A 24,479-nucleotide genomic window follows, 5' to 3' on the forward strand; every position below is an offset into this window, starting at 1 on the left:
GTGACCGCTTGTTTTGGTGAGCAACGCAGGAATCAAGCGGAAGCTAGGGTGCATTTCTTTTGGTTACTTATTCTTTGTGCAAGCAAAGAAAAGTAACTCGCTATAAAAGCGAAAAGCAACAGCACAAACAACCACAACCGCGTGGGCAAAAATGCCCACCCTACAACGACCAATCTAAAGAACAACCTTTTATGGCTATCTCACCCTGCCTGGATTCCGGCCTACGCCGGAATGACGAGGAAAGCCGCAAGACACGATATAAGCAAACCATCCGCGTGTGCACCTACGACCACCGTACGACGACTTCTTTAGTTACTTTCTGGGGGCAAACACCAGACTAAAGGCGACAGAAGTTAGGCGACCATCTCCAAAACTACGCAAACGAACGCACCAACTTGGTGCACCCAAAACTGACAGCCAGCTTACAAATGGCGCTTTTCTTCGAACTAGGCTTGATTGCGTCTTGTCATTCGCTATGTAAAAGCGTTTAATGTAAGCAATGTAAAGAGCATTTACGATAATATATTTTATGGCTGTGCCGATATTGACCGATCAGCCATCTCACTTTGAATAATGACTGCGCCTCTGGCGATATAACGCACACACCACTACAGAATTGACGTTTTATTTCCGTTAACTGACTTATGCATAAACATCTGAACACCGCCGCGTTGCAGCTCAGACTGTGGGTCGTCACAGTGCTGCTGGCTGTGCTCGGCTTTGCATTGGTCGCTGAGTTCTCTGATCACTCCAGCTACAGTGACGACACGGTGCGTGTACGCGTGGCCGAAGTGGTCGAATACTCCAGTGATGGCGAAACACCTTTCAGTTCTCTTACCCCCCTGATTTCCCCTCCCGCAAGCATGACTGTTGCTTGTGTGGTGCTGTTTGCATTGCTGGCCCTGCCTCGCCGCCGCGTGACCCCACGCCCGGTGTTTGTCCGTCACCTGCATTCGCGCGCACCGCCCGTCTAGCCCAGGTGTCATTCGCGTTTGCGCCCTGCAATACGCCGCTGATCGCCGCTCTCTCCTCGTTGTTACCAGTATCTCCCCCAACGTCCACGCAGGACGGAGCCTAGGCTAGCGGTTGTGGTTTGCAACAAGAAAGGATAGTCTGACAATCAAGAGCGGCCCGCTGCAGTCAAGCCTTCGCCAACCACCTGTTTTTGCAAGTATTTCTCTTCATTTTTTAAGATAAGAACACATTATGATTAAACAGAACTTAATCGTTTTAGGCTTGCTTGGCTCTCTGCTCAGCGCTTGTCATCAGGAAGAGGCGCACGAAGAAGCGCCACCAAAACTCGAAGTCACCACGCCATGGCACAAAGACACCATGATCACCAAGGAATATGTCTGCCAGATTCATGCCATCCAGCATATTGAATTACGTGCGCTGGAGCGTGGTTACTTGCAGGACGTGTATGCTGGCGAGGGCCAGGTGGTCAAACAGGGTCAGCCCATGTTCAAGATCATGCCTAACGTTTACCAGGTCGATTTATTAAAAGCACAGGCCGAAGCCAAAACCGTGCAAATCGAATATGAAAACACCAAGGCGCTGGCTGAGAAAAAAATTGTCTCGCAAAACGAATTGGCGCTGGGCAAAGCCAAACTGGACAAAGCCAATGCCGAAGTGCAACTGGCACAAACCCACCTCAACTTTACCAATATCAACGCGCCGTTTACCGGCATTATGGACCATCTGCTGGTGCGTAAAGGCAGCTTGCTCGACGAAGGCGATTTGCTGACTACGCTGTCTGACAACAGCCGCATGTGGGTGTATTTCAACGTGCCCGAAGCCGAATACCTGGACTTTAAAATTCATCAGAAAAACGAGAAGGGCGTGCCGGTCAAACTGCGCATGGCTAACGGTGCCTTGTTTGACCAGGCCGGTGCCATTGAAACGGTTGAAGCCGACTTTGACAACAAAACCGGCAACATCGAGTTTCGGGCTGACTTCCCTAACCCGCACAGCTTGCTGCGCCATGGCGAAACCGGCACCATTTTGCTAGACGTACCTTACCCTAACGCCATGCTGATCCCGCAAAAAGCCACCTTTGAAGTGCTGGATAAAACCTTTGTTTATGTGGTGAATAAAGACAAAAAAATCGAGCAACGCATGATTCAAATCGCTGCCGAACTGCCGCATTTGTTTATCGTGAAATCTGGCCTCAAAGACACCGACACGGTGCTGCTGGAAGGCCTGCGCCGCGTGAGAAACGGTCAAAAAATCGACACCGATTACCGAGCACCTGAAAAAGTCGTTCCCGAGCTGGAACTGTACGCAGAATAACCCTTAAGGTGAAAAAAACATGTTAAACATCTTCCTCAGACGACCGGTGATGGCGATTGTGCTATCGCTGGTGATGATTTTCCTTGGGTTTCTGTCGATCAAAACCCTGCCGATTTCACAGTTTCCTGAAATTGCGCCGCCACGCGTCATTGTCACACTGGCATTTCCAGGCTCCAGTGCCGACGTGCTGGTGCAGTCATCACTGATTTCTATCGAGCGCGCCATCAACGGTGTGCCAGGCATGAAATACATTGTGTCTGACGCTACCAGTGCCGGTGAAGCGACGATACAGGTCATTTTTGACCTCGGCGTAGACCCCAACGCGGCCATGGTGCTGGTGAAAACCAGGCTGGATCAGGTCATGAGCAAACTCCCCCCCTTGGTACAGTTAGAGGGGGTGATTGTGAACACGGTACAACCGAGCATGCTGATGTATGTGAACTTGTACAGTAAAGATAAAAACGCCGACGAGAAGTTTTTGTTTAACTACGTCAACGTCAGCGTGATTCCTGAAATTCAGCGTGTACACGGCATTGCGCAGGCACAAAACCTGGGTAGCCGCCAGTTTGCCATGCGGATCTGGCTCAACCCTGAGCGTATGCGTGCTTACAAGGTGTCCAGTAAAGAAGTCATGGATGCGATCAGCAGCCAGAGTGTGATCGGCCGCCCAGGTCGGTTAGGCCAGAGCTCAGGGATTTACGCGCAATCCAAAGAATATGTACTGGTCTACAAAGGCCGCTACAACAAGCCTGAAGAGTACGGCAACATTATTATCCGCGCTGATTCCAACGGCGAAATCTTGCACCTGAGAGACATTGCCAAAATTGAGTTAGGCAGTGAGTTTTTTGATATTTACTCCAACAAAGACGGCTACCCATCGGCCGCGATTGTGCTCAAGCAAAACTACGGCACCAACGCCAGCGAGGTGATTGCTGACGTAAAAACCAAAATGGAAGAGCTGAAGCAAAGCTTTCCGGCAGGCATGGACTATGAAATCAATTACGACGTCTCCAAGTTCCTCGATGCCTCGATTGAAAAAGTGATCCATACGCTGGCAGAAGCCTTTATCCTGGTGGCGCTGGTAGTGTTTATCTTCCTGGGTGACTGGCGCTCGACGCTGATCCCAACGCTGGCGGTGCCGATTTCGCTGATTGGCGCGTTTTTTGTCATGAAAGCGTTTGGGCTCAGTATTAACCTGGTCACGCTGTTTGCACTGGTGCTCGCCATTGGCGTGGTGGTGGATGACGCCATCGTGGTGGTGGAAGCGGTGCATGCCAAAATGGCCTCTGACCATGTCGGCCCTTACAAAGCGGTGCAACGCGTGCTGGGTGAAATCGGCGGCGCGATTGTGGCAATCACATTGCTGATGACCTCTGTGTTTATCCCGATTACCTTTATGCCAGGCCCGGTGGGCGTGTTTTACCGCCAGTTCGCGATTACCATGGCCTCTTCTATCGTATTGTCCGGTGTAGTAGCGCTGACTTTAACACCCGTGCTGTGCGCCATGATTCTCAAAGACACACATGGCCAACCCAAACGCAAAACACCAATTTCAGTGTTTCTGGATGGTTTTAACTGGGTGTTTGAAAAAGTCACTGGCCGCTATACCAACTTTTTGGAAAAAGTGGTCACCCTGCGCACAGTTACATTTATCGTACTGGCGCTGTTCTCGGCTGGTATTTTCTATGTCGACAAAATCTTGCCGGCCGGATTTATCCCCGGTGAAGACCAGGGCATGATTTACGCCATTATTCAAACGCCACCTGGCTCCACGCTGGAAACCACCAACAAGGTGGCGCGTCATCTGCAAACGCTGGCCAAGCAAGTGGAAGGTGTGGAATCTGTGTCTTCACTGGCCGGTTACGAGGTGTTGACTGAAGGGCGTGGCTCTAACGCCGGCACGTGTATTATCAACCTCAAAGACTGGTCTGAGCGCAAGCAATCGGTGAAGCAGATCATTGAAGAACTGGAAGAAAAAACCAAGAACTTTGGTGCGGTGGTTGAGTACTTCCAGCCACCAGCAGTGCCTGGTTATGGTGCCGCGTCTGGCCTGTCACTGCGTTTGCTGGATAAAACCACCAGCGCTGACTACTACGTGTTCGATAAAATCAACAAGGAGTTCATGCAAAACCTGGGCAAGCGCAAGGAGTTAACCGGCTTGTTCACGTTCTATGCGGCCAACTATCCGCAATATGAGTTGATTATCGACAACCAGTTGGCGATGCAGAAAAAAGTGTCTATCGAAGATGCCATGAACAACCTGGACATCCTCATTGGTAGTACTTATGAGCAAGGCTTTATCCGCTTTAATAACTTCTTTAAAGTCTATACCCAGGCAGGGCCGGAGTTCCGCCGCTACCCAAGTGATGTGCTGAACTACTTTGTCAAAAACGAAGATGGTGAAATGGTGCCTTACTCGGCATTTATGACGCTGAAAAAGCGCCAGGGGCCTAACGAGATTACGCGTTACAACCTTTACAACTCAGCGGCAATTCGGGCTGAGCCCGCACCTGGCTACACGACGGAATCAGCCATTAATGCGGTGAAGGAAGTGGCGCGTGCCACCCTGCCAAAAGGCTACGACATCGCCTGGGAAGGCCTCTCATACGATGAAGAAAAACGCGGCAATGAAGCGCTGATGATCTTTATCGTGGTGCTGGTGTTTGTGTATATGGTGCTGGCGGCACAGTATGAGAGCTTTATTTTGCCGTTTGCGGTGATTCTGTCGCTGCCTGCCGGTATTTTTGGCTCGCTGTTCCTGCTCAAAATACTGGGGCTCGCTAACGACATTTACGCACAGGTCGGCCTGATTATGCTGATTGGCCTGCTGGGTAAAAACGCCGTGCTGATTGTGGAGTTTGCCGTGCAAAAACATGGCCAAGGCATGTCTATCCGCGATGCAGCGATTGAAGGCGCTAAAACCCGTTTCCGCCCTATTTTGATGACCTCGTTCGCCTTTATTGCAGGCCTGATTCCACTGGTGATTGCCACCGGCGCAGGCGCGGTGGGTAACCGCACCATTGGTACATCAGCCATGGGCGGCATGCTGTTCGGCACCATCTTCGGTGTGATCGTGATTCCTGGCTTGTACTATATTTTTGGTACGCTGGCCGATGGCAAGTCCATGATCCGCAGAGAAGAGACCGAACCTCTGACCGAGACTTACAAATACAACTCCCATCAGGATGATGATGACGATGAAGAATAAGCATTTAACATGGATGGTTGCCGGTGCAGTGTCTTTGATGCTGCAGTCGTGCGCGATTCCGTTGATTACCAGCAAACAGGCAGACACTAGCCTGCCCACGCAGTATCAGGAAACCGTCACGCCGGCAGGCAGCAGTGCCAGCGTGAAGTGGCAGGATTTTTTCGAGGATCCTCACCTGACTGCGCTGATTGATACTGCGGTTAACAACAACAAGGAAATTCATATCATGGCGCAACGCATTACGGTTGCCCAGAATGAAATCCAGGCCCGTAAAGGTGAATATTTGCCGTTTGTCGGCATCGGCGCCAGCGCCGATAAAGAGAAAGTCGGCAAGTACACCCGTAACGGCGCGGTGGAAGAAAACCTGGATATCAAGGAAGGCCGCTCTAACCCACGCTTTTTAGGCAACTACCAGTTTGGGCTGGTCGCGTCATGGGAGCTGGACGTGTGGAAGAAACTGCGTAATGCGACCAAAGTGGCAGTCATGGAGTACATGGCGACTATTGAAGGCAAAAACTTCCTGGTCACCAACCTGGTGGCCGAAGTGGCACATGCCTATTACGAGCTGGTTGCACTGGACAATGAACTGGATACGCTGGATAAGAACATCAAGATTCAGCAAAATGCGCTGGATGTGGTGAAGCAGTTGCAGCAATACGCGCGCGCCAACTCACTGGCCGTGAAACGGTTTGAAGCCGAAGTGCAGAAAAACCAGAGCCGCCAGTATGTGCTCAAGCAAAGCATTGTTGAGACTGAAAACCGCATCAACTATCTGCTGGGGAGAACGCCACAACCGATTGCACGCGCCTCGGCTGATTTTATGGCCATGCAATCCAAGATGGTGCAAACCGGTGTGCCGTCCGAGTTGTTAGCTAACCGCCCGGATATCCGCCAGGCCGAGTTGGAACTGTCTGCCGCCAAACTGAATATTGATGTGGCCAAAGCCAACTTCTATCCGTCGTTCTCTATCCGCGCAGGTTTAGGCTTTCAGGCGTTTGATCCTAAATACCTGCTCAATATTCCGGCATCCGTCATGGCTTCATTTGGTGGCGAGTTGGTCGCTCCGCTGATCAACCGGAACGCAATTGAAGCGCAGTACAAGAGCGCCAACGCCATGCAGATTCAGGCAGCTTACGACTACGAGCAAAAGATTATCAATGCCTATATGGAAGTGGCTAACCAGATTGCCAATATCGACAATCTGGATAAAAACTACCAGCTCAAGAACAAGCAAGTGGAGGCATTGACGCAATCCATTGACGTCGCCAACCAGCTGTTTAAAGCCGCGCGCGCAGACTATATGGAAGTATTGCTCACGCAGCGTGATGCTTTGGATGCCAAAATGGAGTTGATTGAAACCAAGCAACAGCAGGTCTCAGCAGTGGTAGATTTGTACCGCTCACTGGGCGGCGGCTGGCAAACGGCAGAAGCAGTGCCAACCAAGCAATAACACTTGTCGCATATAAAAAGGGAGAACGCCACTGGCCTTCTCCCTTTTTTATGTTTAGCAGCTCTTATACCGGCATTTGCAGATAGCGCTCCAGCCAATGCTCAATTACCACCACGATATACGCCTGCTCTTCCAGGGTCAGTGCCCGGCCCTCTTGCAAGCGATGCCATTTGGCGAGGCAGCCACGGCAGCAGGTAGCCGTGGCGTGTTGCGCCACAAACACCGGATGACCGCGCATAGGGGTTTGCTGGCCATCGTTGGCGACTACCGCAGGTGCTAACCGCTCGGCAACAAAGCGTTCGGCATGATCCAAAATGATAGGCAGGCCTTTTTGTTGCAGATAGTGCAGGTCTTTGGCATTTAATTTGAAACGGGCGCGAAAATCAGAGCGTTGCAGGGCTTGAAACAACGACTCCAGATCACGCATGGCATTAATGTAACTGCGAAAGATGCAGGTCGCGTAACTTGGGTGCCTTGACCGCCGTCACGCCCACCACGGCGATGGTCATGCAGCCACCAAAGATCACTGACGGCACCAGCCCCATGAGCCTGGCGGTGAGGCCAGACTCAAATGCCCCCAGCTCATTGGACGAGCCGATAAAAATACCGTTGATGGCTGACACACGGCCACGCATATTGTCTGGCGTCGCCAGTTGCAGAATGGTTTGCCGCAAGATCACTGACACCGCGTCCATCATGCCGGAAATGGCCAGAATCACAATGGCCAGCCAGTAGGTACTGCATAATCCAAACGCAATCATGCACAACCCAAACCCTGCGACCGCCAGCAACAGCCAGCGGCCACTATGCTGATGAATCGGGTGTTTTGCCAGCCACAGGCTGGTCACAATCGCCCCCACGGCAGGTGCCGCACGCAACACCCCCAGGCCCTCCGGGCCCATTTGGTAAATATCGTGCACAAAGGCGGGCAGCATGGCCACCGTGCCGCCAAACAACACCGCAAACATATCCAGCAACTGCGCGCCCAACACCACCTGTGTACGGCGCACAAATTGCAAGCCTTCGCCTATGCTGGCAAAGACTTTCATCGGTTCATGACTACGATGTTCGGCTACGCGCAATATACTGGCCGCCATCGCAGCCGCCAGTGCAAGCGTAGCAGACAAGCCATAAGCAATCGATTTATCGGCAAAACCAATCAGCAGGCCACCGATGGCAGGCCCCACAATCAGGCCGATCTGGAACATAGAGCTGCCAATACCGGAAGCCTTGGCAATCGAAGCGCGCGGGATAATCAGCGCGAATAAGGTATTGTAACTTGGCGAAATCAAGGCACGCGCAAACCCAGTCAGCGCGACCGTGCCGTAAATCCACCAGACCGTCTGTGCCGTCGGGTGCTGGGTAATCAAGACCAGCAAACCGGCATTCAATGCCAGAAACAGGGCAGACACGACCGCGAATCCACGGCGCGAAAAATAATGGTCAACCGCATGCCCGGCAAACAGGGCGCTGCCCATATAAGGGATGACTTCTGCCAGTCCAATTAAACCCAATGACCAGGGATCATGCGTGAGTTCATAAATGTGCCAGCCGATGGCCACCATCATCATTTGGTATGAAAGCACCATGAAAATACGGTAGGTCAGCAATTTAGGGAAAGCATAGCCCTGATGGGCCAGAATCTGACGGACGGATAAAGACATAGCTTGAATTATACGCTATCGCCATGCATGGCAGATTGCCGCGGAATCTCCTACAATGGCATGGCGGGTGCAGTGAATCAGGCAGTAGGCGAATACGCTGATGAGCCGTCGTTGACTCCGTGCGACCCTGCCGATATAGATGGAGCGCACCCGCCCTGACCGCTCACCCAGCCGGGAACACCCACATGCGCGCCTGTTTACGAGTCTTGCTGATGACCATATGGCTTTATCTGCCGCCACCTGCGATGGCACAAGAGGTGATGCAGGTGTGGGTCACGGTCGACTGGGAAGGCTTGTCACTGCAAGATGACAACCTGCAAGCTATGCAAAAATTCCGGCAACAGTTTCCGCAGGTGCCATTGTTGCACCTGCTAAACCCGGCTTATTTTCTCCAGCCCGGTGTCAACCGGGCACAAGTTGGTAGCCAGATACGCAGTACCTTGCGACCGCAGGACACCATAGGCCTGCATATCCACCCCATGCGCACCCTGGTAGAGTATTGCGGCGTCCGCTACCAGGCTGCACCGTCTATTTCTGATAGTGATGAACACTGTGCGCAAGCCAGTTGCGGCCATACTGTCAGCCTGGAATATGCCTACAGCCAGACTGAGCTCACCCAACTGGTGAGTTGTGCCAGTGCGCTGATGGTCAGCAACGGATTCAAATATCCACGGCATTTCCGCGCCGGGGCCTGGCAATTCGGCCCCAAACTGCAAGCGGCACTCGAAGCCAATCATTTCTTATGGGATAGCTCACGCATAGACGCCAACTTACTCACGACGCGCTGGCATGTCGACAGCCCGCTGGTGAAGCTGCTACAGCAACTACACCCGCAAAGCACACCGCTAGACCAACCCTATGCCTTGGGTTATCAACTGATGGAGTATCCGGATAACGCCGCGATGGCAGACTACACCAGCACCAGGCAACTGCTGGCACTGTTTGAACAATTGCTCAATGCACGCCAACCCGTCATGGTGATGGGCTTTCACCAGGAGTCCGCCGCAGATTACCTGCTGCGGCTGGAGCGGGCGATTCCACGCATGGAGCAGTTGGCCAAGCAGAGGAATATCTCTATTCAATGGATGCCTTAGGCCATGGACTTATTTGCTGACCAGGCTCACGAGGCCATGCCACTGGCACCGGGCGCCTGCTGGTTGCCTGGTTTTGCCTTGCCAAACATGGCCGCGCTCTGGTCGTGCCTGCAGCACCACTTGTCTATCTATCCTGCGCAACAGATGATGACGCCCATGGGGCACCTCATGTCGGTCAATACCAGCAGCATGGGCACCTGGGGCTGGGTCAGCGGCCCGCAAGGCTATGGCTACAGTGCACACAACCCAGCCACCCAACAGCCATGGCCCGCCATTCCGGCGGTGATCCTGCAGCTTGCCGCAAACGCGGCAGAAAAAGCAGGCTACCTCAAGTTTGTGCCTGATAGCTGCCTGATTAATATTTATACGCCAGGCAGCAAAATGGGCTTACATCAGGATAAAGACGAACAAGATTTTTCACAGCCCATCGTCTCCGTATCCATCGGCCTGCCAGCGACATTCCTGTTTGGCGGTGCCCAACGCGGCGACAAAGCAGTGCGTATTCCCCTGCAACATGGCGACGTGGTGGTCTGGGGCGGCGAGAGTCGGCGCTATTATCACGGCGTGGCTGCCATCCGTCCCAACCAGCACCCACTCACCGGCAACCTGCGGATTAACCTCACTTTGAGAAAGGCAAAATAATCCGCCAGCAAGCGCCCGCAGACGCGCATACCTAGGCAAAAAAAGTCTGCACAATTTCTGATTAACATCAAAAAACCGTTTCACTTCCGGGTTGCATCTGTTTCTCAAAAGAGTAAACTGAAACTGTCTTATCGAACTTTCACTTCTTTTTTATAGGTGAAAAATCCGATGGGATAATTTCAGAAAAAGGAGTTTGTCATGAATTTACAACTTACAGGACATCATTTAGAAATCACTCCGGCACTGCGTGAGTACGTGTCATCCAAGTTCTCCCGCATCAGCAATCACTTCGATCACGTGATTGATGTCAAAGTCACCATGTCTGTTGAAAAGCTTGCCCAAAAGGTTGAAGCCACGCTGCATGTTCCAGGCAACGATTTGCACGCTGCCTGCACCGACGAGAATATGTATAGCGCCATCGACATGCTTACTGACAAACTTGACCGTCAGGTATTGAAACATAAGGAAAAAAACGGTGACCACCATAAATCCGGTGGTGCAGTCAAACATCAGTTAAGTTCCTAAGTCTTGCCTACGATTCTCTACCCGTACGGGTAGAGAATTCACCCACCACCAACTCAGCTCCACTGCAATACCAGCGCACCACCACTTTTACGTCGTTTCACTCCCACCAGCCTGCATTCAGTTGTAAAATGGATGTCAACATCCTGTTTACATGCTTACAACACGTATGGCGCAAATCTCAGTCGCTGATTTGTACAAGCAGATACGCAGCAAACTCAAATTGAAATGGGTGGCTGGCGAATCTGGTAGTCAAAAAATCCTGAACTCCGGCACCGTGACCAAACCGTCGCTGGCGCTGGTCGGGCATTTGAATTTTGTGCACCCTAACCGCGTGCAAGTGCTGGGCTGTGCCGAAATGGACTACCTGGCGGGCCTGAGTATCCTAGCGCTGCAACAGGCAGTGAGCAATTTATTTTCAACCGACCTGGCCATGGTGGTCATCGCCAACGGCGAAAAAGTGCCGCCCATCATGCTGGAAGCCGCCCAGCAAACACAAACCCCTTTATTTACCACACCCATGATCAGCCCGCAGCTCATGGAGTTGCTCAGCCATTATCTGGCGGTGTCCACCGCAGAAACCACCAGCATGCACGGTGTGTTTATGGAGGTGCAGGGGTTTGGCGTGCTGATTACCGGCAGTGCGGCCATTGGTAAAAGCGAACTGGCGCTGGAGCTGATTTCACGTGGGCACCGCCTGGTGGCAGATGATATTGTCGACTTTTACCGCATCTCCCCCGAGCGCATTGAAGGGCGCTGCCCCGAGTTATTGCAGGATTTTCTGGAAGTGCGCGGCCTGGGCATTTTGAACATCCGCGCACTCTATGGCGATAATGCGGTCAAACCGACTAAACCGCTGGATATGATGATACAGCTGGAACTGGCCGATGAAATGAAGCCACAAGACCTGGACCGCTTGAGTGCAAACCGGCAAACCCAGCATGTGCTGGATGTTGAGGTCAGCAAGGTCATTATCCCGATTGCGGCTGGCCGCAACATTGCGGTGCTGGTTGAAGCCGCCGTGCGTAACCATATGCTGTTGCTGCGCGGCGTCAATGCCACCAAGCAGCTCACCCAGCGGCAAAAACAAATCATGCTCAGAGAAAGCAAATTACGATGAACAAAAAGTGGTCACGCGCATGCAACTGGTGATTGTCACAGGCTTATCAGGCTCGGGTAAAACCATCGCGCTGCGTGTGTTTGAAGACAGCGGTTATTACTGTATTGATAACCTGCCCGCCACCATGCTGCCGCATATTCAAAGCCACGTTGCCGACCGCGATGCCGCCAAAGTGGCAGTCAGCGTTGATAGCCGCAGCATTGCCATTGAGTCTTTGGCCGACATCGTACAAGCCCTGAAAACACAAGGCATTGCCGTGCATCTGCTGTTTCTGGACGCCAGCCTGGAAACCCTGGTCAAACGCTTTTCTGAAACACGCCGCAAACATCCACTCAGCACACCCGATCAGGCGCTCGCTGAAAGCATCAACCACGAACGAGACCTGCTCTCTGGCCTGAATAACCAGGGGCATCATGTAGACACCAGCAACCTCTCCGCTAATGCCTTGCGCCACCATACGCGCGACTGGATGCTGCAAATTGAGCAAGGCTATCAGGAGGCACGGCCGCACTCGCTGGTGTTGTCGTTTATTTCGTTTGGCTTCAAACACGGCATCCCGCTCGATGCCGACTTTGTGTTTGATGTGCGCAGCCTGCCTAATCCGCATTACGACCCGGTTTTGCGTCCTTACAATGGCAAACAAGCGCCTATCCAGCAATTTTTACAAAACGAAGCCATGGTGCTTGAAATGCAGCGTGACATTCAGCACTATATAGAAAAATGGCTACCAAGCTTTTATCACGACCATCGCAGCTATGTCACCATTGGCATTGGCTGCACAGGGGGGCAACACCGTTCCGTCTATCTGGTGGAACAACTAGGGGCATATTTCAAGCAACAGCATCAGGTCATGATCCGTCATCGTGAATTACAGGATGCCCATGCCACGGTTAGCCCTTAAATTACGGAGTCTGAGAGCAAAATTATGATTGGTGTATTGATTATTGCGCATGGCAGTCTGGGCCCCAGCCTGATCGATTGCGCAACCCATGTGATGGGCAATCGCCCGGCACAGCTGGATTTCCTGGAAATTTCCAAACATGATGACCCGGCCAGCGTATTGCCCAAGGCGCAGGTACTGGTAAAGCAACTGGATAGTGGTCAGGGTGTACTGGTGTTGTCAGATATTTATGGCGCGACACCCTGCAACATTGTCACCCGCTTGCTGACGCCTGACGAAATTGAAGGCGTCGCCGGGGTCAACCTGCCCATGCTGGTACGCGTGTTGAATTACCGTCATGAAGGCCTGCATTCCTGTATCCAGAAAGCCCTCAGTGGCGGCCGCGATGGCGTCGTCCACTTTACCAAAACCACTTGTCACCACGCCCAATAACTTAAACCTCTATGGCAAAACTCTCTCTCGAAATCATCAACAAACTCGGCTTGCACGCACGCGCCTCCACCAAATTCACCCAAACTGCCAGCCAGTTTAAAAGTGAGGTCTGGGTGGAGAAAAATGGCAGACGCGTCAATGCCAAAAGCATTATGGGGGTGATGATGCTGGCCGCGGCCAAAGGCAGCATCATTGATATCGAAGCCACGGGCGCAGATGAAGAGCAAGCAATTGCGGCGCTGCAGGCGCTGGTGAACGACTACTTTGGTGAGGGCGAATAATTGACCAGTTTCAGCATGCACGGCGTGGGCGTGTCCAGTGGCATTGCCATTGGCCATGCACATTTGATCTCCCATGCCTTGCTGGAGGTGGTGCATTTTAAAATTGATGCCGATGGCGTCGATGAAGAGATTGCACGTTTTGAACGCGCCATTGGCTTGGTCAAGCAGGACCTGGAGCAACTCAAAGCACAATTACCCAAAAATGCGCCTGCCGAGCTGAGTGCATTTATTAACACCCATTTGGCCATGCTAACGGATAAGTCACTCTCCGAGGCACCCAAGACGATTATCCGCAATGAGTTGTGCAATGCCGAATGGGCGCTCAAGCAGCAAATGGACGATATTGTTGCCCAGTTTGACGCCATCGAAGATGCCTATTTGCGTGAGCGCAAACAGGATGTGGTGCAAGTTGTTGAGCGGGTGATCAAGGTATTGCTGGGCCGCGACCAACTGGCTGCCAGCGAAAAGAAACTGCAGGCGCGGCAAGAGCGCGCCATGATCCTGGTCGCACATGACGTGTCACCAGCCGACGCCATCCAGTTTAAACACCACCAGTTTGCTGCGTTTATCACCGATGTCGGCGGCGTCACCTCGCACACCGCCATCCTCGCTCGCAGTCTGAATATTCCATCCATTGTGGCACTGCAACGCGCCCGTGACTTAATCAACGATGGCGAGCTGATGATCGTCGATGGCGCGGCAGGCGTCGTCATCGTCAATCCAGACCCGGAAGTCCTGTCCGAGTATCAACTCAAACAAAACCAGTGGCAACTGGCACAACAAAAACTACAACTGATCAAAACGACCAAAGCAGTGACCGTGGATGGCGTGGCGATTGATTTATTCGCTAACATTGAAGTGCCGGAAGACGTGATCAGTGCCAAAGCCTCCGGTGCGGTGGGCGTCGGTTTATACCGGACCGAGTTTCTGTTTATGAACCGTGCAGAAATGCCAGACGAGCAGGAACAATTCGAGGCCTACAAACACGTGGCCGAGGCCATGAAAGGCCATCCGGTGACCATCCGCACACTGGATATCGGTGCCGACAAACAGCTCAACCCAGACGAAGTGGTCACCGCCACCAACCCGGCATTAGGCTTGCGCGCCGTGCGTTATTGCCTGGCCGAGCCACATATCTTCCATACGCAGTTTCGCGCGTTGCTACGCGCGTCGCATTACGGGCAAGTTAAAATCCTGATTCCCATGCTGTCGACCCTGGCAGAACTGCGGCAAACAAAACTATTGCTAGAACGGGCCAAAGAGTCGTTACGCCAGCAAAAAATTCGGTTTGACGAGCAGATCCAGCTCGGCGGCATGATAGAAATCCCTGCTGCCGCCATTAATGCAGACGCCTTTGCACAAGAGCTGGACTTCTTATCAATAGGCACCAACGACCTGATTCAATATACGCTGGCGATTGACCGCGCCGATGACGCCGTCGCACATTTGTATAACCCGCTGCACCCGGCAGTGTTGCGTCTGATCCAGATCACGATTCAGGCCGCGGCCAAATATGGCAAATCCGTCTCGGTCTGTGGTGAGATGGCTGGTGATATCAAATTGACGCGCCTGCTGGTTGGCATGGGCATGCGCCAGTTGTCCATGCACCCGGCGCATATCCTGAGCGTGAAATCGCAAATCCTGCAAAGTGAAGAGAATGTGCTGGCCAAGCAGGCCAAAAAAATCCTGTCATTCAATGACCTGGAAAAAATTGTCCCGCTGATTAAAAAATATAATGGTGAGCTGCTCTAGCCGCCGCCTTGTATTTAGTAAAACTCATCACCATCATCAATATATACAATCACCCAAACGTGAACATTTGGCCAATAATAGGCCTCTATCAGATATTGCAAACCCTCAAAGGATACCGTTGTGAGCACTAATCCATTACTCGTTTTTAACGGCCTGCCAAAATTCAATGACATCCGCCCCGAGCATGTGTCGCCGGCGATTGACAGCCTGCTGACTGAAGGCCGTGCCCTGGTTGAGCAGTTAGCCACGGCCAGCGAGACGCCTGACTGGCAAAACTTTGTGCAACCGATTGAAAACTACTCTGAAAAATTATCACGTAGCTGGGGGCCAGTCGGCCATATGAATGCCGTGGTCAACACGCCAGAACTGCGTGAAGCCTACAATGACAACCTGGCCAAGTTAACTGATTTTTATAGCGATTTATCACAAGACGAACGCCTGTATAACAAATACAAGGCAATCCAGTCCAGCGCAGGCTACAGCAAGCTTAGCCGTGCACAGCAAAAAATCATCGACAATGAAGTCCGTGGCTTTAAACTCGGTGGCGCCGAATTGCCCGCCGCAGAAAAAGTGCGCTTTAAAGAAATTGCCGAGCAATTATCCAAGCTGGGCAGCAAGTTTGAAGAGAACATCCTCGACAATACTAACGACTTCAAGCACCTCGTCGCCACCGCGGAAGAGCTTGGCGGCCTGCCCGAAGATGCCTTGCAGGCAGCAGCCGAAGCCGCCAAGGCCGAAGGCAAAACCGGTTACCTGTTCACGCTGCACTTCCCGTCTTATATGCCGGTCATGCAATATTGCGAAAACCGCGCCCTGCGGGAAACGCTTTATCGCGCTTACGCCACGCGCGCCTCAGAGTTCAGCAAAACAGAGTGGGATAACACCCACCTGATTGCCGACCTGCTCAAACTCAAACGCGAAGAAGCGCAACTGTTAGGTTTTAACAATTATGCCGAACTGTCGCTGGCCACCAAAATGGCTGACACGCCAGCACAAGTGATTGAATTTTTAGACACGCTAGCCAAACGCGCCAAACCCTATGCTGAAAAAGACATGGCCGAATTGAAAGCCTATGCCGAAAAACTTGGTTTTAGCGATATGCAAGCCTGGGATGTGGCGTTTATCAGCGAAAAACTGCGCGAAGAAAAATATGCTTTCTCTGACCAGGAAATGAAACAATACTTTCCCGAAGACAAAGTGCTGGCTGGCTTGTTTAAAGTAGTCGAAACCATTTTTGGCGTACAAGTGCGCAAAACCGATGCCCCACTGTGGCATAAAGATGCCAGCTTTTACGAGATCAGCGACCAGCAGCGCCAGCCAATTGCCTATTTCTATATCGACTTGTACGCGCGCCATGGCAAACGTGGCGGCGCATGGATGGACGAATGCATTACGCGCCGCAAAACCGCCAACGGCATTGAGCTGCCTGTCGCCTACCTGACCTGTAACTTCTCGGCCCCGGTCGGTGATAAACCCGCCTTGTTTACGCACGACGAAGTCATCACCCTGTTCCATGAGTTTGGCCATGGCCTGCACCACATGCTGACCCAGGTTGATGAGTACAGCGTGTCTGGCATCAAAGGCGTCGAATGGGATGCGGTAGAACTGCCTAGCCAGTTTATGGAAAACTTCTGCTGGGAATGGGATGTGTTGCGCCATATGACAGCGCATGTAGACAGCGGTGAACAATTGCCCCGCGCCCTGTTTGACAAAATGGTCGCGGCCAAAAACTTCCAGGCCGGCATGCAGACAGTACGCCAGATCGAGTTTTCATTGTTCGACATGCGTTTGCATAGCACCTTTGACCCCGCAGGCAAACAAACCGCGCTGGATGTGCTGGAACAAGTGCGCAACGAAGTGGCTGTGTTACGCCCACCAGCATGGAACCGCTTCCCCAACAGCTTTAGTCATATTTTTGCCGGTGGTTATGCGGCTGGTTACTACAGCTACAAATGGGCGGAAGTACTCTCTGCCGATGCCTACAGCCTGTTTGAAGAGCTGGGCGTGCTGTCTGAAACCGCAGGTAGTCGCTTTAAAAATGAAGTTCTGGCCCAAGGCGGTGCCCGCCCGGCCATGGAGTCATTTGTCGCCTTTAGAGGCCGCGAGCCAAGCATGGATGCGTTGCTCAGGCATAACGGCATGGCTAATTAAGTATAAAAAACCAAGCTTAAAAACTTGGTTTTTTTATGGCATCATAGTTCACATGGGTAAGCGGACAGTTCAACAATTTCAGAAACTCGTCCGGAACCAACCGCAAACAACGCAAAGTTACAATAAATGTTTAATTCCATTGAAATATGTGCAGGCGCAGGCGGCCAAGCGCTGGGGCTGGAGCAGGCAGGATTTAGTCATGCCAGCTTGGTAGAGCTGGATGTACAGGCGTGCCACACGTTACAGCTTAATCGCCCCCATTGGTCTGTCACGCAGGGTGACTTACGCACATACCAGGCAGTCTCACTTCAAGGGATTGAATTGCTTGCTGGCGGTGTTCCCTGCCCACCTTTCTCCAGAGCGGGCAAACAACTCGGGCATGAAGACGAAAGAGACCTGTTCCCAGAAGCGATTAGACTAGTTGCAGAATGCAAACCTAAAGCCGTCATGCTTGAGAATGTACGCGGCCTACTAGACACCGTTTTTGATGAGTATAGGACCAAGCTAGTTAATGATTTGCGCAAACTGGGCTATGTTGCCGAGTGGCGCTTACTGAACGCAAGTGATTTTGGCGTGCCTCAATTACGCCCAAGAGTCATCTTTGTGGCAATAGAAAAAAATGCTGCTGAACACTTTTCATGGCCCGTCCCAAACGAGAAAAGACCTCCAACAGTTGGAGAGGCATTGTACGACCTCATGGCTGCTGATGGTTGGTATGGTGCACAAGCATGGCGTGAGTTTGCTGCAGACATCGCACCGACTTTAGTGGGCGGCAGCAAAAAACATGGAGGCCCTGACTTAGGTCCTACGCGGGCAAAAAAAGCTTGGGCAACACTTGGAGTCGACGGCATGGGAATTGCGAATGAACCTCCTGCGAAAGACTTTGTTGGCATGCCGAGGTTAACTGTCAGAATGGCTGCCAGAATTCAAGGCTTCCCAGACACATGGCAGTTTTATGGCAAAAAAACTTCTGCTTACAGGCAAATCGGCAATGCCTTTCCTCCACCAGTCGCCTGCGCTGTCGGAAAACAGATTAAGGTCGCATTAGAACTGGCCGCAAAACCAAAGTTAAAAAGAGCATAGTATGGCAGCAGGAGATAAAAAATTGCGCGGTGGTGCTAGAGGTAAACTCAGAGCACATTTTCTTGCCAATATTGGCAGGGTAATGGACTCGGATGAACTGCGCGTCATTGCAGACAATCAATCCGAATGGGGAAGAAGAGTCAGGGAACTGAGAACTGAAGAAGGCTATCAGATTCTGACACACAATGACCGCAGCGATCTTAAACCAGGTCAATATCTGCTGGAAACGCCAAAGCCTCAGCCAGCTTTTGCCAGAGCTATTTCAAAGGAAACTCGAGCTTTTGTGCTTGATAGAAATGGTTTTACCTGCCAGATGTGTGGTGCCGTTGCCGGTGAGCCACACCCTTACGACAGCACCAGAAAAACCAGGCTGCACATTGGCCATGTGATCGATAAGAGTGTAGGCGGCACTGATGATCCCTCTAACTTGCGGGCAATCTGTTCTGTATGTAATGAGGGCGCATCCAACGCAACACTTACCAGACCAGACTTGCAAAAACTACTCATACAGGTGCGTCGGGCGACCTCACCGGATCAGCTAGAAGTGTTGCAGTGGCTGATTAAAAAATTCCCCAAACAAGCGACAGCGCTTACTCAAACGGCCGATTGACTTTTGACACCCAATATTGGAGTTCGCATGCGATCAACACTACTCACCATCTTATTTCTCTTATTGCCTCAGATTGTTTTTGCCACCCAGGCGGCAGACGATGATATTCAAGCCAAAACACCAGAAGGCGATGAAGTGATATTGCACTCGAACGGCTACTGGGAATTTAAAGATGCCAAAAAGGCTGAGGTAGCTAAAGTCAAAGTAGAAGAGTTTGAGCGCAGCAATGGTTGCCCAATCGGCATGCGCCCGAGTTTTCTCGGCATGGGGCGTTGCATTTCCTACGACGACCCGATACTCAAGCGCGGCTCGCTCAGTGGCAAGGGCCGCTAATTCGCCTGAACACAGGCACTAAAACAGGGCAGCGATAGCTGCCCTGTTACTTTAATGGCGTAGCAAACGTCTACAATCACACTGATTTGACGCCATTGTGCGGATATTTACGCACGCAGGCCAACCTGGGTACGCGCCTTGCTTAAACATGGTTTTACATTTAATGTTTGTACACCATGATCAACTCTCTCGACTTTGCCCGCCACGGCGATAAACAAAATTCCGCCTTCTTTGAGGAATATCTGCAAAAGCTGCTGGAAGAGCGTGACCAGATGGGCCTGACCGAGATGATTCAGGAAATTGATGCGTTGATGATTACGGTAGACCCGGATCATTCGATTCAATATATCGCCGAACTCTCGCTGATGACGTCTTACCACTACCTGGTCACGCTGGAGAGTGAAAAGCATTGGACCCATGTATTGCGCATAGACCTCAACTCGCCGGATTTGCTGGTGCGCGAGGTGAAAGACCCTAATCTGCGCGGCATTTTCCGCTCACTGAATGAAATTTATCCGGTAGGCGCGCGCAAACCTAACAGCCGTTATATGGGCGAGATCATCCGCGTCAGCAATATGCATGAAGTGGTGAAATTACAGGAGGAACGCGAGTTCCGCTTCTTTACGCAAGACGAGGTACGCAAACTGGAGCTACCGGGCAATGTGGCTATCAGCAAGCCGTCACCATATACGCACAATATCGTCGGCTATATGAAACGTGAGCCCGGCGAACTGCGTGTGTATTCGCTAGGCATCAGCACCATACGCGCGGATGTTCAAGCCGCCTATGAGCAAGCCAAAGACCAGCAAGCCAAGCTGCGTATCGACGACCTGATTTTGCCGGTGGATCACCTGGCCACGCGCGTCTATAGCCAGAACCGCGAAGTGGCCATTTTGGAATATTTATCCTGGTCCAGCTATTTCTTCTGGGGCGCTTACAATATCTGGGACCAGAACTCGTCTACCAACGTCACGAAAAGCGTGCACGGCTTTGCCGAAACCAAGAGCCCGGCCAAGGTGTTCACGGCCAATAACACGCCTTATTTTGTCAATCATCTGGAAAAACTGCCCTCACCTACCGAAACCTTTGTGCGTAACTATGGCCCGCGTTTGCATCATATTGCTTTGTCGGTGAAAGACGGCACGCGCGATGGCAAAGAAAATATCGACTTTGTCGTCAATGCCATCGCCAGCCAGGGCAAGGGCTTTTTGCTGGATGTGATAGGCTCAAAAGAAGAAGGCCTCAAACAAATATTTTCTAATGCCTCTGAGCATTCATCGCTGATTATTGAATATGTACAACGTTATGATGGCTTTGATGGTTTTTTCACGCGCGACAACGTCGCCAAACTCACAGAAGCCGCCGGGGTGGAAGAAGGGGTACTGGAAGCACAAGCCAAACTGAGCCAGTTAGCGGGCAAGTAATCTGCCTTATACTATGCGCTGCTTTTCATGACCTAAATACCATGCATCACGACTTCTGGCATCAGCGCTGGCAACACCAGCAAATCGGCTTTCACTTAGGTGAGGTGAACCCGTTTTTATTGGCTCACTTTCAGGCATTGCAATTGCAGCCAGGCCAACGCATATTGGTGCCGCTCTGCGGCAAAACGCTAGATATTCATTGGCTGTTAGCGCAAGGTTTGCAAGTGGTGGGAGTCGAACTCAGCGCATTGGCCGTAGATGCCTTGTTTGCTGAGCTCAACCTCACCCCGCAAATCACGCAGACAGGGACGCTCAGCCACTACCGCGCAGGCAATCTAGAGATATTTCAAGGGGATTTTTTTGCACTGGACCAGCCGCTGCTGGGGCAAGTGGATGCCGTATATGACCGTGCCGCCCTGATTGCGCTACCGAATGAAATGCGCAGGCAATACAGCCAGCACTTAATCAATCTCACGCACACCGCGCCGCAACTCCTGATTAGTTTTGCCTATGACCAGTCTTTAGTGCCCGGCCCGCCGTTTAGCGTCAGCCAAGAGGAAGTTGGCACACACTACCAGGCAGACTACCAGTGCACAGTACTGGGCAGTGTCTTCATGGAAAAAGGCTTGAAAGGACAATATCCTGCTGAAGAAACGGCCTGGTTACTGTCTCAGCCATAGCAGTCTTGCTATAACACACAACCCGCAAGCGTCTCATGGTGCATCAGCCAGTGCTGCAAACTCTCGACCACCCGATGCGCCCCTGCGCGGACTTGGTCACTAGGTTGCCTAAGGTCTGGCACCACCACTACGCGCAAGCCAGCCGCAATCGCCGCTTGCGCGCCTAGCTCGCTGTCCTCAAAGGCAATGCATTCGTCTGCATGCAAGCCCAGTTTTTCCAGCGCCAGCAAATAAATATCTGGATTGGGTTTGCCGCGCTTCACCTCTTGCCCGCTGGTGACATGGCTAAAGTAATCCAGCACACCAGTGTGGGTTAAACGATGTGTGATATGCGGCATGGGCGAAGAAGACGCCACGCTGCAGACAATGCCTTGCGACTGATAGTACTGCAACAAGGCATGCGCGCCGTCTTTGAGCGGGAACACATGATCGCGCGCGTCGAGAAAAGTATTCAAGCCCTGCATCACATGCTGAAAATTAGCTTCACTGCCTAACTGCTGCGTCATCAGACGGGTCGAGTCCGACCAGACGCGCCCGACTAACTCGACATATTCGGCCTGGGTATAAGTAATGCCTATGCTGGCAGCTGCCTGTATACAGCCCTGCATAATAATGCGCTCGGAGTCGATCAACAGACCGTCCATATCAAAAATCGCTGCTTTAATCACGGCCAACACTCATTGCGGAAATAAACCGCTATTTTACCGCGCCTGAGTTGCGGTCAAACACACACTTTTTTGCGCAAGTGGTTTTATTTAGCGCTCACACGCAATCAAAACAACACAACTTAACAAAGGGTGGCTAATATAAAACCACATGACAGTCGCAGAGGCTGTTCATGCCATACAGAGATCGCCACAGCAGCGTGGATGAACAGGTGGCGGCACTTAAACAATCAAGGAGCCCCTCCATGGATAAAGCAAAACTGTATACCTTGCGCTGGTCAGCCATGCAAATTGCCAGGCTGTCTGCCGACCCCAAAGTCGATGCACTGGCGCTAAGCCAGATTGAAATCCTGTCGCAACTGCTCGAAGAGCCGGTTCCCGAAGAGTTCAGGCCACCGGAACCACCGCGCCCCAGCCTGCATCCTGAGGAAGCTGCCCCAGAAAAAAAGCGTTATCCTGTCGGCGAAAGAAAGTTGTGGTACCCGGAAGCCGTCATACGCACAGACATTAAACGCGCCGCCCAGGGCGAATACCCGAAAGCCTATCCTTATGGCGCCATCGTGCACTTTACGGCAGGGCAATACACCAAAGGCCTGGAAAACGCGGTGAGTGCGATTGCTAGCAGCCCGTATTTCTTTTGCTGCATCAGCACCGATGGCAAACTGGTGCAGGCAAACCCTCTCAACCAATGGGGCTACCACGCAGGTGAAAGTGCCTGGACCATTGCTGGCGAGAAACGCAATGGCGTGTCCAATTTTTTGGTCGGCATAGAAATCACCAACCCGGGGCGGCTAGAGGTGCATAACGGTAAGTACTACACCTATTGGGATAGCGGCCATAAGCAACCGATAGACGCCAAAAAAGTGCGCGTGATTGATAAAAATAGCGACAACATTCTGGCTGGGGCTTATCTCCCCTACACTAAAGCACAGGAAACCACCCTGATTGAGTTTTTGCTGTGGGCCAAGGCAAACAACCCCAGCGTCTTTGATTTTGATTATGTCCTCGGTCATGACGAAGCGGCAGGCCCCAAAGGCATAGGCCGCTGGCGCAAAAATGATCCTGGCGGCGCCTTGTCGATGACCATGACTGAATTCAGGCAATTACTTAAAGACGAATATAAGAAACGCTATGGCTAACAGCGACAGGTAAAAAAATGCCCCGACAAGTCGGGGCTAACGTGGACTTTACTACTTACCTACTCCTCACAGGACGTAGATTAACCGTTGTACGAACGACGAGAGTTGATCAATATCAAATCAACGGCTAAATAGCGCTGAAAGTGACGCTAGGCTACGGCGTACGCTAGTGGCGTCACCGTCACACTGACTGTCAGTTGCTGCTGGCCGCCCCCCAGCACCACGCCGCGCATGGGCGACACATCCCCAAAATCGCGCCCCCAGGCCACGGTGATATGTTCCTGCTGCACCAGACAATTGTTAGTCGGGTCAAAGTCCACCCAACCATTGACCGGGCAATAGACAGACACCCAGGCATGCGAAGCATCTGCGCCAACCATGCGTGGCTGGCCTTCTGGCGGATGGGTCAGGATATAGCCACTGACATAACGGCATGCCAGGCCCAATGAACGCAAAGCACCGATCATGAGGTGGGCAAAATCCTGACAGACGCCACGGCGGCCTTTGAGTACTTCGTCCAGCGGCGTTGATATATCCGTTGCCTGCGCATCAAACTCAAACTCGGCGTAAATCTGCTGTGTCAACGCCATGGCGGCCTCCAGCAACGGACGTTGCGGCGTAAAACACGTTTGTGCAAACGTGGCCAACGCCTCACTGCATTTCACTCTTGCCGTGGCATAAATAAACGGCGTGGCTTCGAGATGCTGCGTCCCCTGCAATTGCAACATAGCCTGCACCTGCTCCCAAGCGGGGCTTTGCGTGAGTGTTTGCATGGTGGGGCGTGGCTGTACCTCCACCTGGAAACGTGAGGTGACTTCCAGTGACTGATGCGGGGTCAGCAGTGTCAAATAATCATTATGGTTGCCAAAAAAATCACAGCGCCGCGACTGTTCGGCGGGCGGTGGCTCACACGCCAGCGTATAAGAAACACACTGCTGGAAGTCCGTCTGGCGCGGCATCATATGCAATAACTGTTGCGACTGGATCACAGACGTATCATAGCTATATATGGTTTGATGTTCGACCTGGTAGCGCATCA

Annotated in this window: 24 protein-coding genes; 20 read left to right on the forward strand and 4 right to left on the reverse strand. The window is 52.1% G+C overall.

The window, feature by feature from the left end; all coding sequences use genetic code 11:
• Positions 1-191: 191 nt before the first annotated feature.
• The 5 genes from INP78_RS11705 to INP78_RS11725 all read left to right on the forward strand — a co-directional run bounded on the left by INP78_RS11705 (position 192) and on the right by INP78_RS11725 (position 6,947).
• Positions 192-341 carry a hypothetical protein gene (locus INP78_RS11705; protein ID WP_194742392.1) on the forward strand — a complete coding sequence of 50 codons (150 nt, stop codon included), beginning with the start codon at positions 192-194 and terminating at the stop codon, positions 339-341.
• Positions 342-644: 303 nt separating this feature from the next.
• Positions 645-974 carry a hypothetical protein gene (locus INP78_RS11710; RefSeq protein WP_194742393.1) on the forward strand — a complete coding sequence of 110 codons (330 nt, stop codon included), beginning with the start codon at positions 645-647 and terminating at the stop codon, positions 972-974.
• Positions 975-1,206: 232 nt separating this feature from the next.
• Entirely contained in the window at positions 1,207-2,289 is a 1,083-nt protein-coding gene (locus INP78_RS11715; RefSeq protein WP_194742394.1) for an efflux RND transporter periplasmic adaptor subunit, read from the forward strand.
• A 19-nt stretch (positions 2,290-2,308) separates the two neighbouring features.
• Positions 2,309-5,497 carry an efflux RND transporter permease subunit gene (locus tag INP78_RS11720; protein WP_194742395.1) on the forward strand — a complete coding sequence of 1,063 codons (3,189 nt, stop codon included), beginning with the start codon at positions 2,309-2,311 and terminating at the stop codon, positions 5,495-5,497.
• Positions 5,487-6,947 (forward strand): TolC family protein, encoded by a 1,461-nt coding sequence (locus INP78_RS11725; RefSeq protein WP_194742396.1) that lies wholly within the window; start codon positions 5,487-5,489, stop codon positions 6,945-6,947. The genes INP78_RS11720 and INP78_RS11725 overlap by 11 nt, the downstream gene beginning before the upstream one ends.
• 64 nt (positions 6,948-7,011) lie before the next feature.
• On the opposite strand, the gene INP78_RS11730 is transcribed toward INP78_RS11725, so the two are convergent.
• Positions 7,012-7,374 (reverse strand): DUF4186 domain-containing protein, encoded by a 363-nt coding sequence (locus INP78_RS11730; protein WP_194742397.1) that lies wholly within the window; start codon positions 7,372-7,374, stop codon positions 7,012-7,014.
• A 4-nt stretch (positions 7,375-7,378) separates the two neighbouring features.
• Positions 7,379-8,611 carry an MFS transporter gene (locus tag INP78_RS11735; protein WP_194742398.1) on the reverse strand — a complete coding sequence of 411 codons (1,233 nt, stop codon included), beginning with the start codon at positions 8,609-8,611 and terminating at the stop codon, positions 7,379-7,381.
• A 212-nt stretch (positions 8,612-8,823) separates the two neighbouring features.
• Here INP78_RS11735 and INP78_RS11740 point away from each other — a divergent pair, with 212 nt between their 5' ends.
• From INP78_RS11740 to tmpT, 14 genes are all read left to right on the forward strand, one after another.
• Entirely contained in the window at positions 8,824-9,705 is an 882-nt protein-coding gene (locus tag INP78_RS11740) for a hypothetical protein (protein WP_228522853.1), read from the forward strand.
• Between the two features lie 3 nt (positions 9,706-9,708).
• A complete protein-coding gene (gene alkB, locus INP78_RS11745; protein WP_194742399.1) occupies positions 9,709-10,347 on the forward strand; it encodes a DNA oxidative demethylase AlkB in 639 nt (212 codons plus the stop codon).
• A gap of 198 nt (positions 10,348-10,545) precedes the next feature.
• Complete coding sequence (gene raiA / locus INP78_RS11750; RefSeq protein ID WP_194742400.1) at positions 10,546-10,872, forward strand: ribosome-associated translation inhibitor RaiA; 327 nt, start codon at positions 10,546-10,548, stop codon at positions 10,870-10,872.
• A gap of 166 nt (positions 10,873-11,038) precedes the next feature.
• On the forward strand, positions 11,039-11,989 hold the full coding sequence (gene hprK, locus INP78_RS11755) for an HPr(Ser) kinase/phosphatase (protein ID WP_194742506.1): 951 nt from the start codon (positions 11,039-11,041) through the stop codon (positions 11,987-11,989).
• A gap of 19 nt (positions 11,990-12,008) precedes the next feature.
• Positions 12,009-12,890: an RNase adapter RapZ gene (gene rapZ, locus INP78_RS11760; RefSeq protein ID WP_194742401.1), complete on the forward strand. Its 882-nt coding sequence runs from the start codon at positions 12,009-12,011 to the stop codon at positions 12,888-12,890.
• 24 nt (positions 12,891-12,914) lie between these two features.
• Positions 12,915-13,322: a PTS sugar transporter subunit IIA gene (locus INP78_RS11765; protein WP_019881015.1), complete on the forward strand. Its 408-nt coding sequence runs from the start codon at positions 12,915-12,917 to the stop codon at positions 13,320-13,322.
• Positions 13,323-13,333: 11 nt separating this feature from the next.
• Positions 13,334-13,603 (forward strand): HPr family phosphocarrier protein, encoded by a 270-nt coding sequence (locus INP78_RS11770; RefSeq protein WP_029147815.1) that lies wholly within the window; start codon positions 13,334-13,336, stop codon positions 13,601-13,603.
• On the forward strand, positions 13,604-15,355 hold the full coding sequence (gene ptsP, locus INP78_RS11775) for a phosphoenolpyruvate--protein phosphotransferase (RefSeq protein WP_194742402.1): 1,752 nt from the start codon (positions 13,604-13,606) through the stop codon (positions 15,353-15,355).
• Between the two features lie 120 nt (positions 15,356-15,475).
• Positions 15,476-17,506 (forward strand): M3 family metallopeptidase, encoded by a 2,031-nt coding sequence (locus INP78_RS11780; protein ID WP_194742403.1) that lies wholly within the window; start codon positions 15,476-15,478, stop codon positions 17,504-17,506.
• 126 nt (positions 17,507-17,632) lie between these two features.
• Complete coding sequence (locus INP78_RS11785) at positions 17,633-18,589, forward strand: DNA cytosine methyltransferase (protein WP_194742404.1); 957 nt, start codon at positions 17,633-17,635, stop codon at positions 18,587-18,589.
• Position 18,590: 1 nt separating this feature from the next.
• Entirely contained in the window at positions 18,591-19,199 is a 609-nt protein-coding gene (locus INP78_RS11790) for an HNH endonuclease (protein ID WP_228522854.1), read from the forward strand.
• A gap of 27 nt (positions 19,200-19,226) precedes the next feature.
• Positions 19,227-19,532, forward strand: a complete 306-nt coding sequence (locus tag INP78_RS11795; protein ID WP_194742405.1) for a hypothetical protein — start codon at positions 19,227-19,229, stop codon at positions 19,530-19,532.
• Positions 19,533-19,708: 176 nt separating this feature from the next.
• A complete protein-coding gene (locus INP78_RS11800) occupies positions 19,709-20,956 on the forward strand; it encodes a hypothetical protein (RefSeq protein ID WP_194742406.1) in 1,248 nt (415 codons plus the stop codon).
• 41 nt (positions 20,957-20,997) lie between these two features.
• Positions 20,998-21,636 carry a thiopurine S-methyltransferase gene (gene tmpT, locus INP78_RS11805; protein WP_194742407.1) on the forward strand — a complete coding sequence of 213 codons (639 nt, stop codon included), beginning with the start codon at positions 20,998-21,000 and terminating at the stop codon, positions 21,634-21,636.
• Positions 21,637-21,644: 8 nt separating this feature from the next.
• On the opposite strand, the gene INP78_RS11810 is transcribed toward tmpT, so the two are convergent.
• The gene (locus INP78_RS11810) at positions 21,645-22,304 is read right to left on the reverse strand and encodes an HAD family phosphatase (protein ID WP_194742408.1); all 660 of its coding nucleotides are present in this window, start codon (positions 22,302-22,304) and stop codon (positions 21,645-21,647) included.
• Positions 22,305-22,546: 242 nt separating this feature from the next.
• On the opposite strand from INP78_RS11810, the gene INP78_RS11815 reads away from it, so the two are divergent.
• Positions 22,547-23,440 carry an N-acetylmuramoyl-L-alanine amidase gene (locus INP78_RS11815; protein ID WP_194742409.1) on the forward strand — a complete coding sequence of 298 codons (894 nt, stop codon included), beginning with the start codon at positions 22,547-22,549 and terminating at the stop codon, positions 23,438-23,440.
• Between the two features lie 149 nt (positions 23,441-23,589).
• Here INP78_RS11815 and INP78_RS11820 read toward each other — a convergent pair whose 3' ends face one another.
• Positions 23,590-24,477 carry a transglutaminase family protein gene (locus INP78_RS11820; protein WP_194742508.1) on the reverse strand — a complete coding sequence of 296 codons (888 nt, stop codon included), beginning with the start codon at positions 24,475-24,477 and terminating at the stop codon, positions 23,590-23,592.
• Positions 24,478-24,479 lie beyond the last annotated feature (2 nt).

It is taken from the genome of Methylophilus sp. 14 (assembly GCF_015354345.1).
Classification (GTDB): domain Bacteria; phylum Pseudomonadota; class Gammaproteobacteria; order Burkholderiales; family Methylophilaceae; genus Methylophilus.

What these genes read in the sequence shown, in the direction of transcription:
- INP78_RS11705 (WP_194742392.1), top strand. Translation starts at nt 192, where the DNA reads ATGGCTATCTCACCCTGCCTGGATTCCGGCCTACGCCGGAATGACGAG.
- INP78_RS11710 (WP_194742393.1), top strand. Translation starts at nt 645, where the DNA reads ATGCATAAACATCTGAACACCGCCGCGTTGCAGCTCAGACTGTGGGTC.
- INP78_RS11715 (WP_194742394.1), top strand. Translation starts at nt 1,207, where the DNA reads ATGATTAAACAGAACTTAATCGTTTTAGGCTTGCTTGGCTCTCTGCTC.
- INP78_RS11720 (WP_194742395.1), top strand. Translation starts at nt 2,309, where the DNA reads ATGTTAAACATCTTCCTCAGACGACCGGTGATGGCGATTGTGCTATCG.
- INP78_RS11725 (WP_194742396.1), top strand. Translation starts at nt 5,487, where the DNA reads ATGAAGAATAAGCATTTAACATGGATGGTTGCCGGTGCAGTGTCTTTG.
- INP78_RS11730 (WP_194742397.1), bottom strand. Translation starts at nt 7,374, where the DNA reads ATGCGTGATCTGGAGTCGTTGTTTCAAGCCCTGCAACGCTCTGATTTT.
- INP78_RS11735 (WP_194742398.1), bottom strand. Translation starts at nt 8,611, where the DNA reads ATGTCTTTATCCGTCCGTCAGATTCTGGCCCATCAGGGCTATGCTTTC.
- INP78_RS11740 (WP_228522853.1), top strand. Translation starts at nt 8,824, where the DNA reads ATGACCATATGGCTTTATCTGCCGCCACCTGCGATGGCACAAGAGGTG.
- alkB (WP_194742399.1), top strand. Translation starts at nt 9,709, where the DNA reads ATGGACTTATTTGCTGACCAGGCTCACGAGGCCATGCCACTGGCACCG.
- raiA (WP_194742400.1), top strand. Translation starts at nt 10,546, where the DNA reads ATGAATTTACAACTTACAGGACATCATTTAGAAATCACTCCGGCACTG.
- hprK (WP_194742506.1), top strand. Translation starts at nt 11,039, where the DNA reads ATGGCGCAAATCTCAGTCGCTGATTTGTACAAGCAGATACGCAGCAAA.
- rapZ (WP_194742401.1), top strand. Translation starts at nt 12,009, where the DNA reads ATGCAACTGGTGATTGTCACAGGCTTATCAGGCTCGGGTAAAACCATC.
- INP78_RS11765 (WP_019881015.1), top strand. Translation starts at nt 12,915, where the DNA reads ATGATTGGTGTATTGATTATTGCGCATGGCAGTCTGGGCCCCAGCCTG.
- INP78_RS11770 (WP_029147815.1), top strand. Translation starts at nt 13,334, where the DNA reads ATGGCAAAACTCTCTCTCGAAATCATCAACAAACTCGGCTTGCACGCA.
- INP78_RS11785 (WP_194742404.1), top strand. Translation starts at nt 17,633, where the DNA reads ATGTTTAATTCCATTGAAATATGTGCAGGCGCAGGCGGCCAAGCGCTG.
- INP78_RS11790 (WP_228522854.1), top strand. Translation starts at nt 18,591, where the DNA reads ATGGCAGCAGGAGATAAAAAATTGCGCGGTGGTGCTAGAGGTAAACTC.
- INP78_RS11795 (WP_194742405.1), top strand. Translation starts at nt 19,227, where the DNA reads ATGCGATCAACACTACTCACCATCTTATTTCTCTTATTGCCTCAGATT.
- INP78_RS11800 (WP_194742406.1), top strand. Translation starts at nt 19,709, where the DNA reads ATGATCAACTCTCTCGACTTTGCCCGCCACGGCGATAAACAAAATTCC.
- tmpT (WP_194742407.1), top strand. Translation starts at nt 20,998, where the DNA reads ATGCATCACGACTTCTGGCATCAGCGCTGGCAACACCAGCAAATCGGC.
- INP78_RS11815 (WP_194742409.1), top strand. Translation starts at nt 22,547, where the DNA reads ATGGATAAAGCAAAACTGTATACCTTGCGCTGGTCAGCCATGCAAATT.
- INP78_RS11820 (WP_194742508.1), bottom strand. Translation starts at nt 24,477, where the DNA reads ATGCGCTACCAGGTCGAACATCAAACCATATATAGCTATGATACGTCT.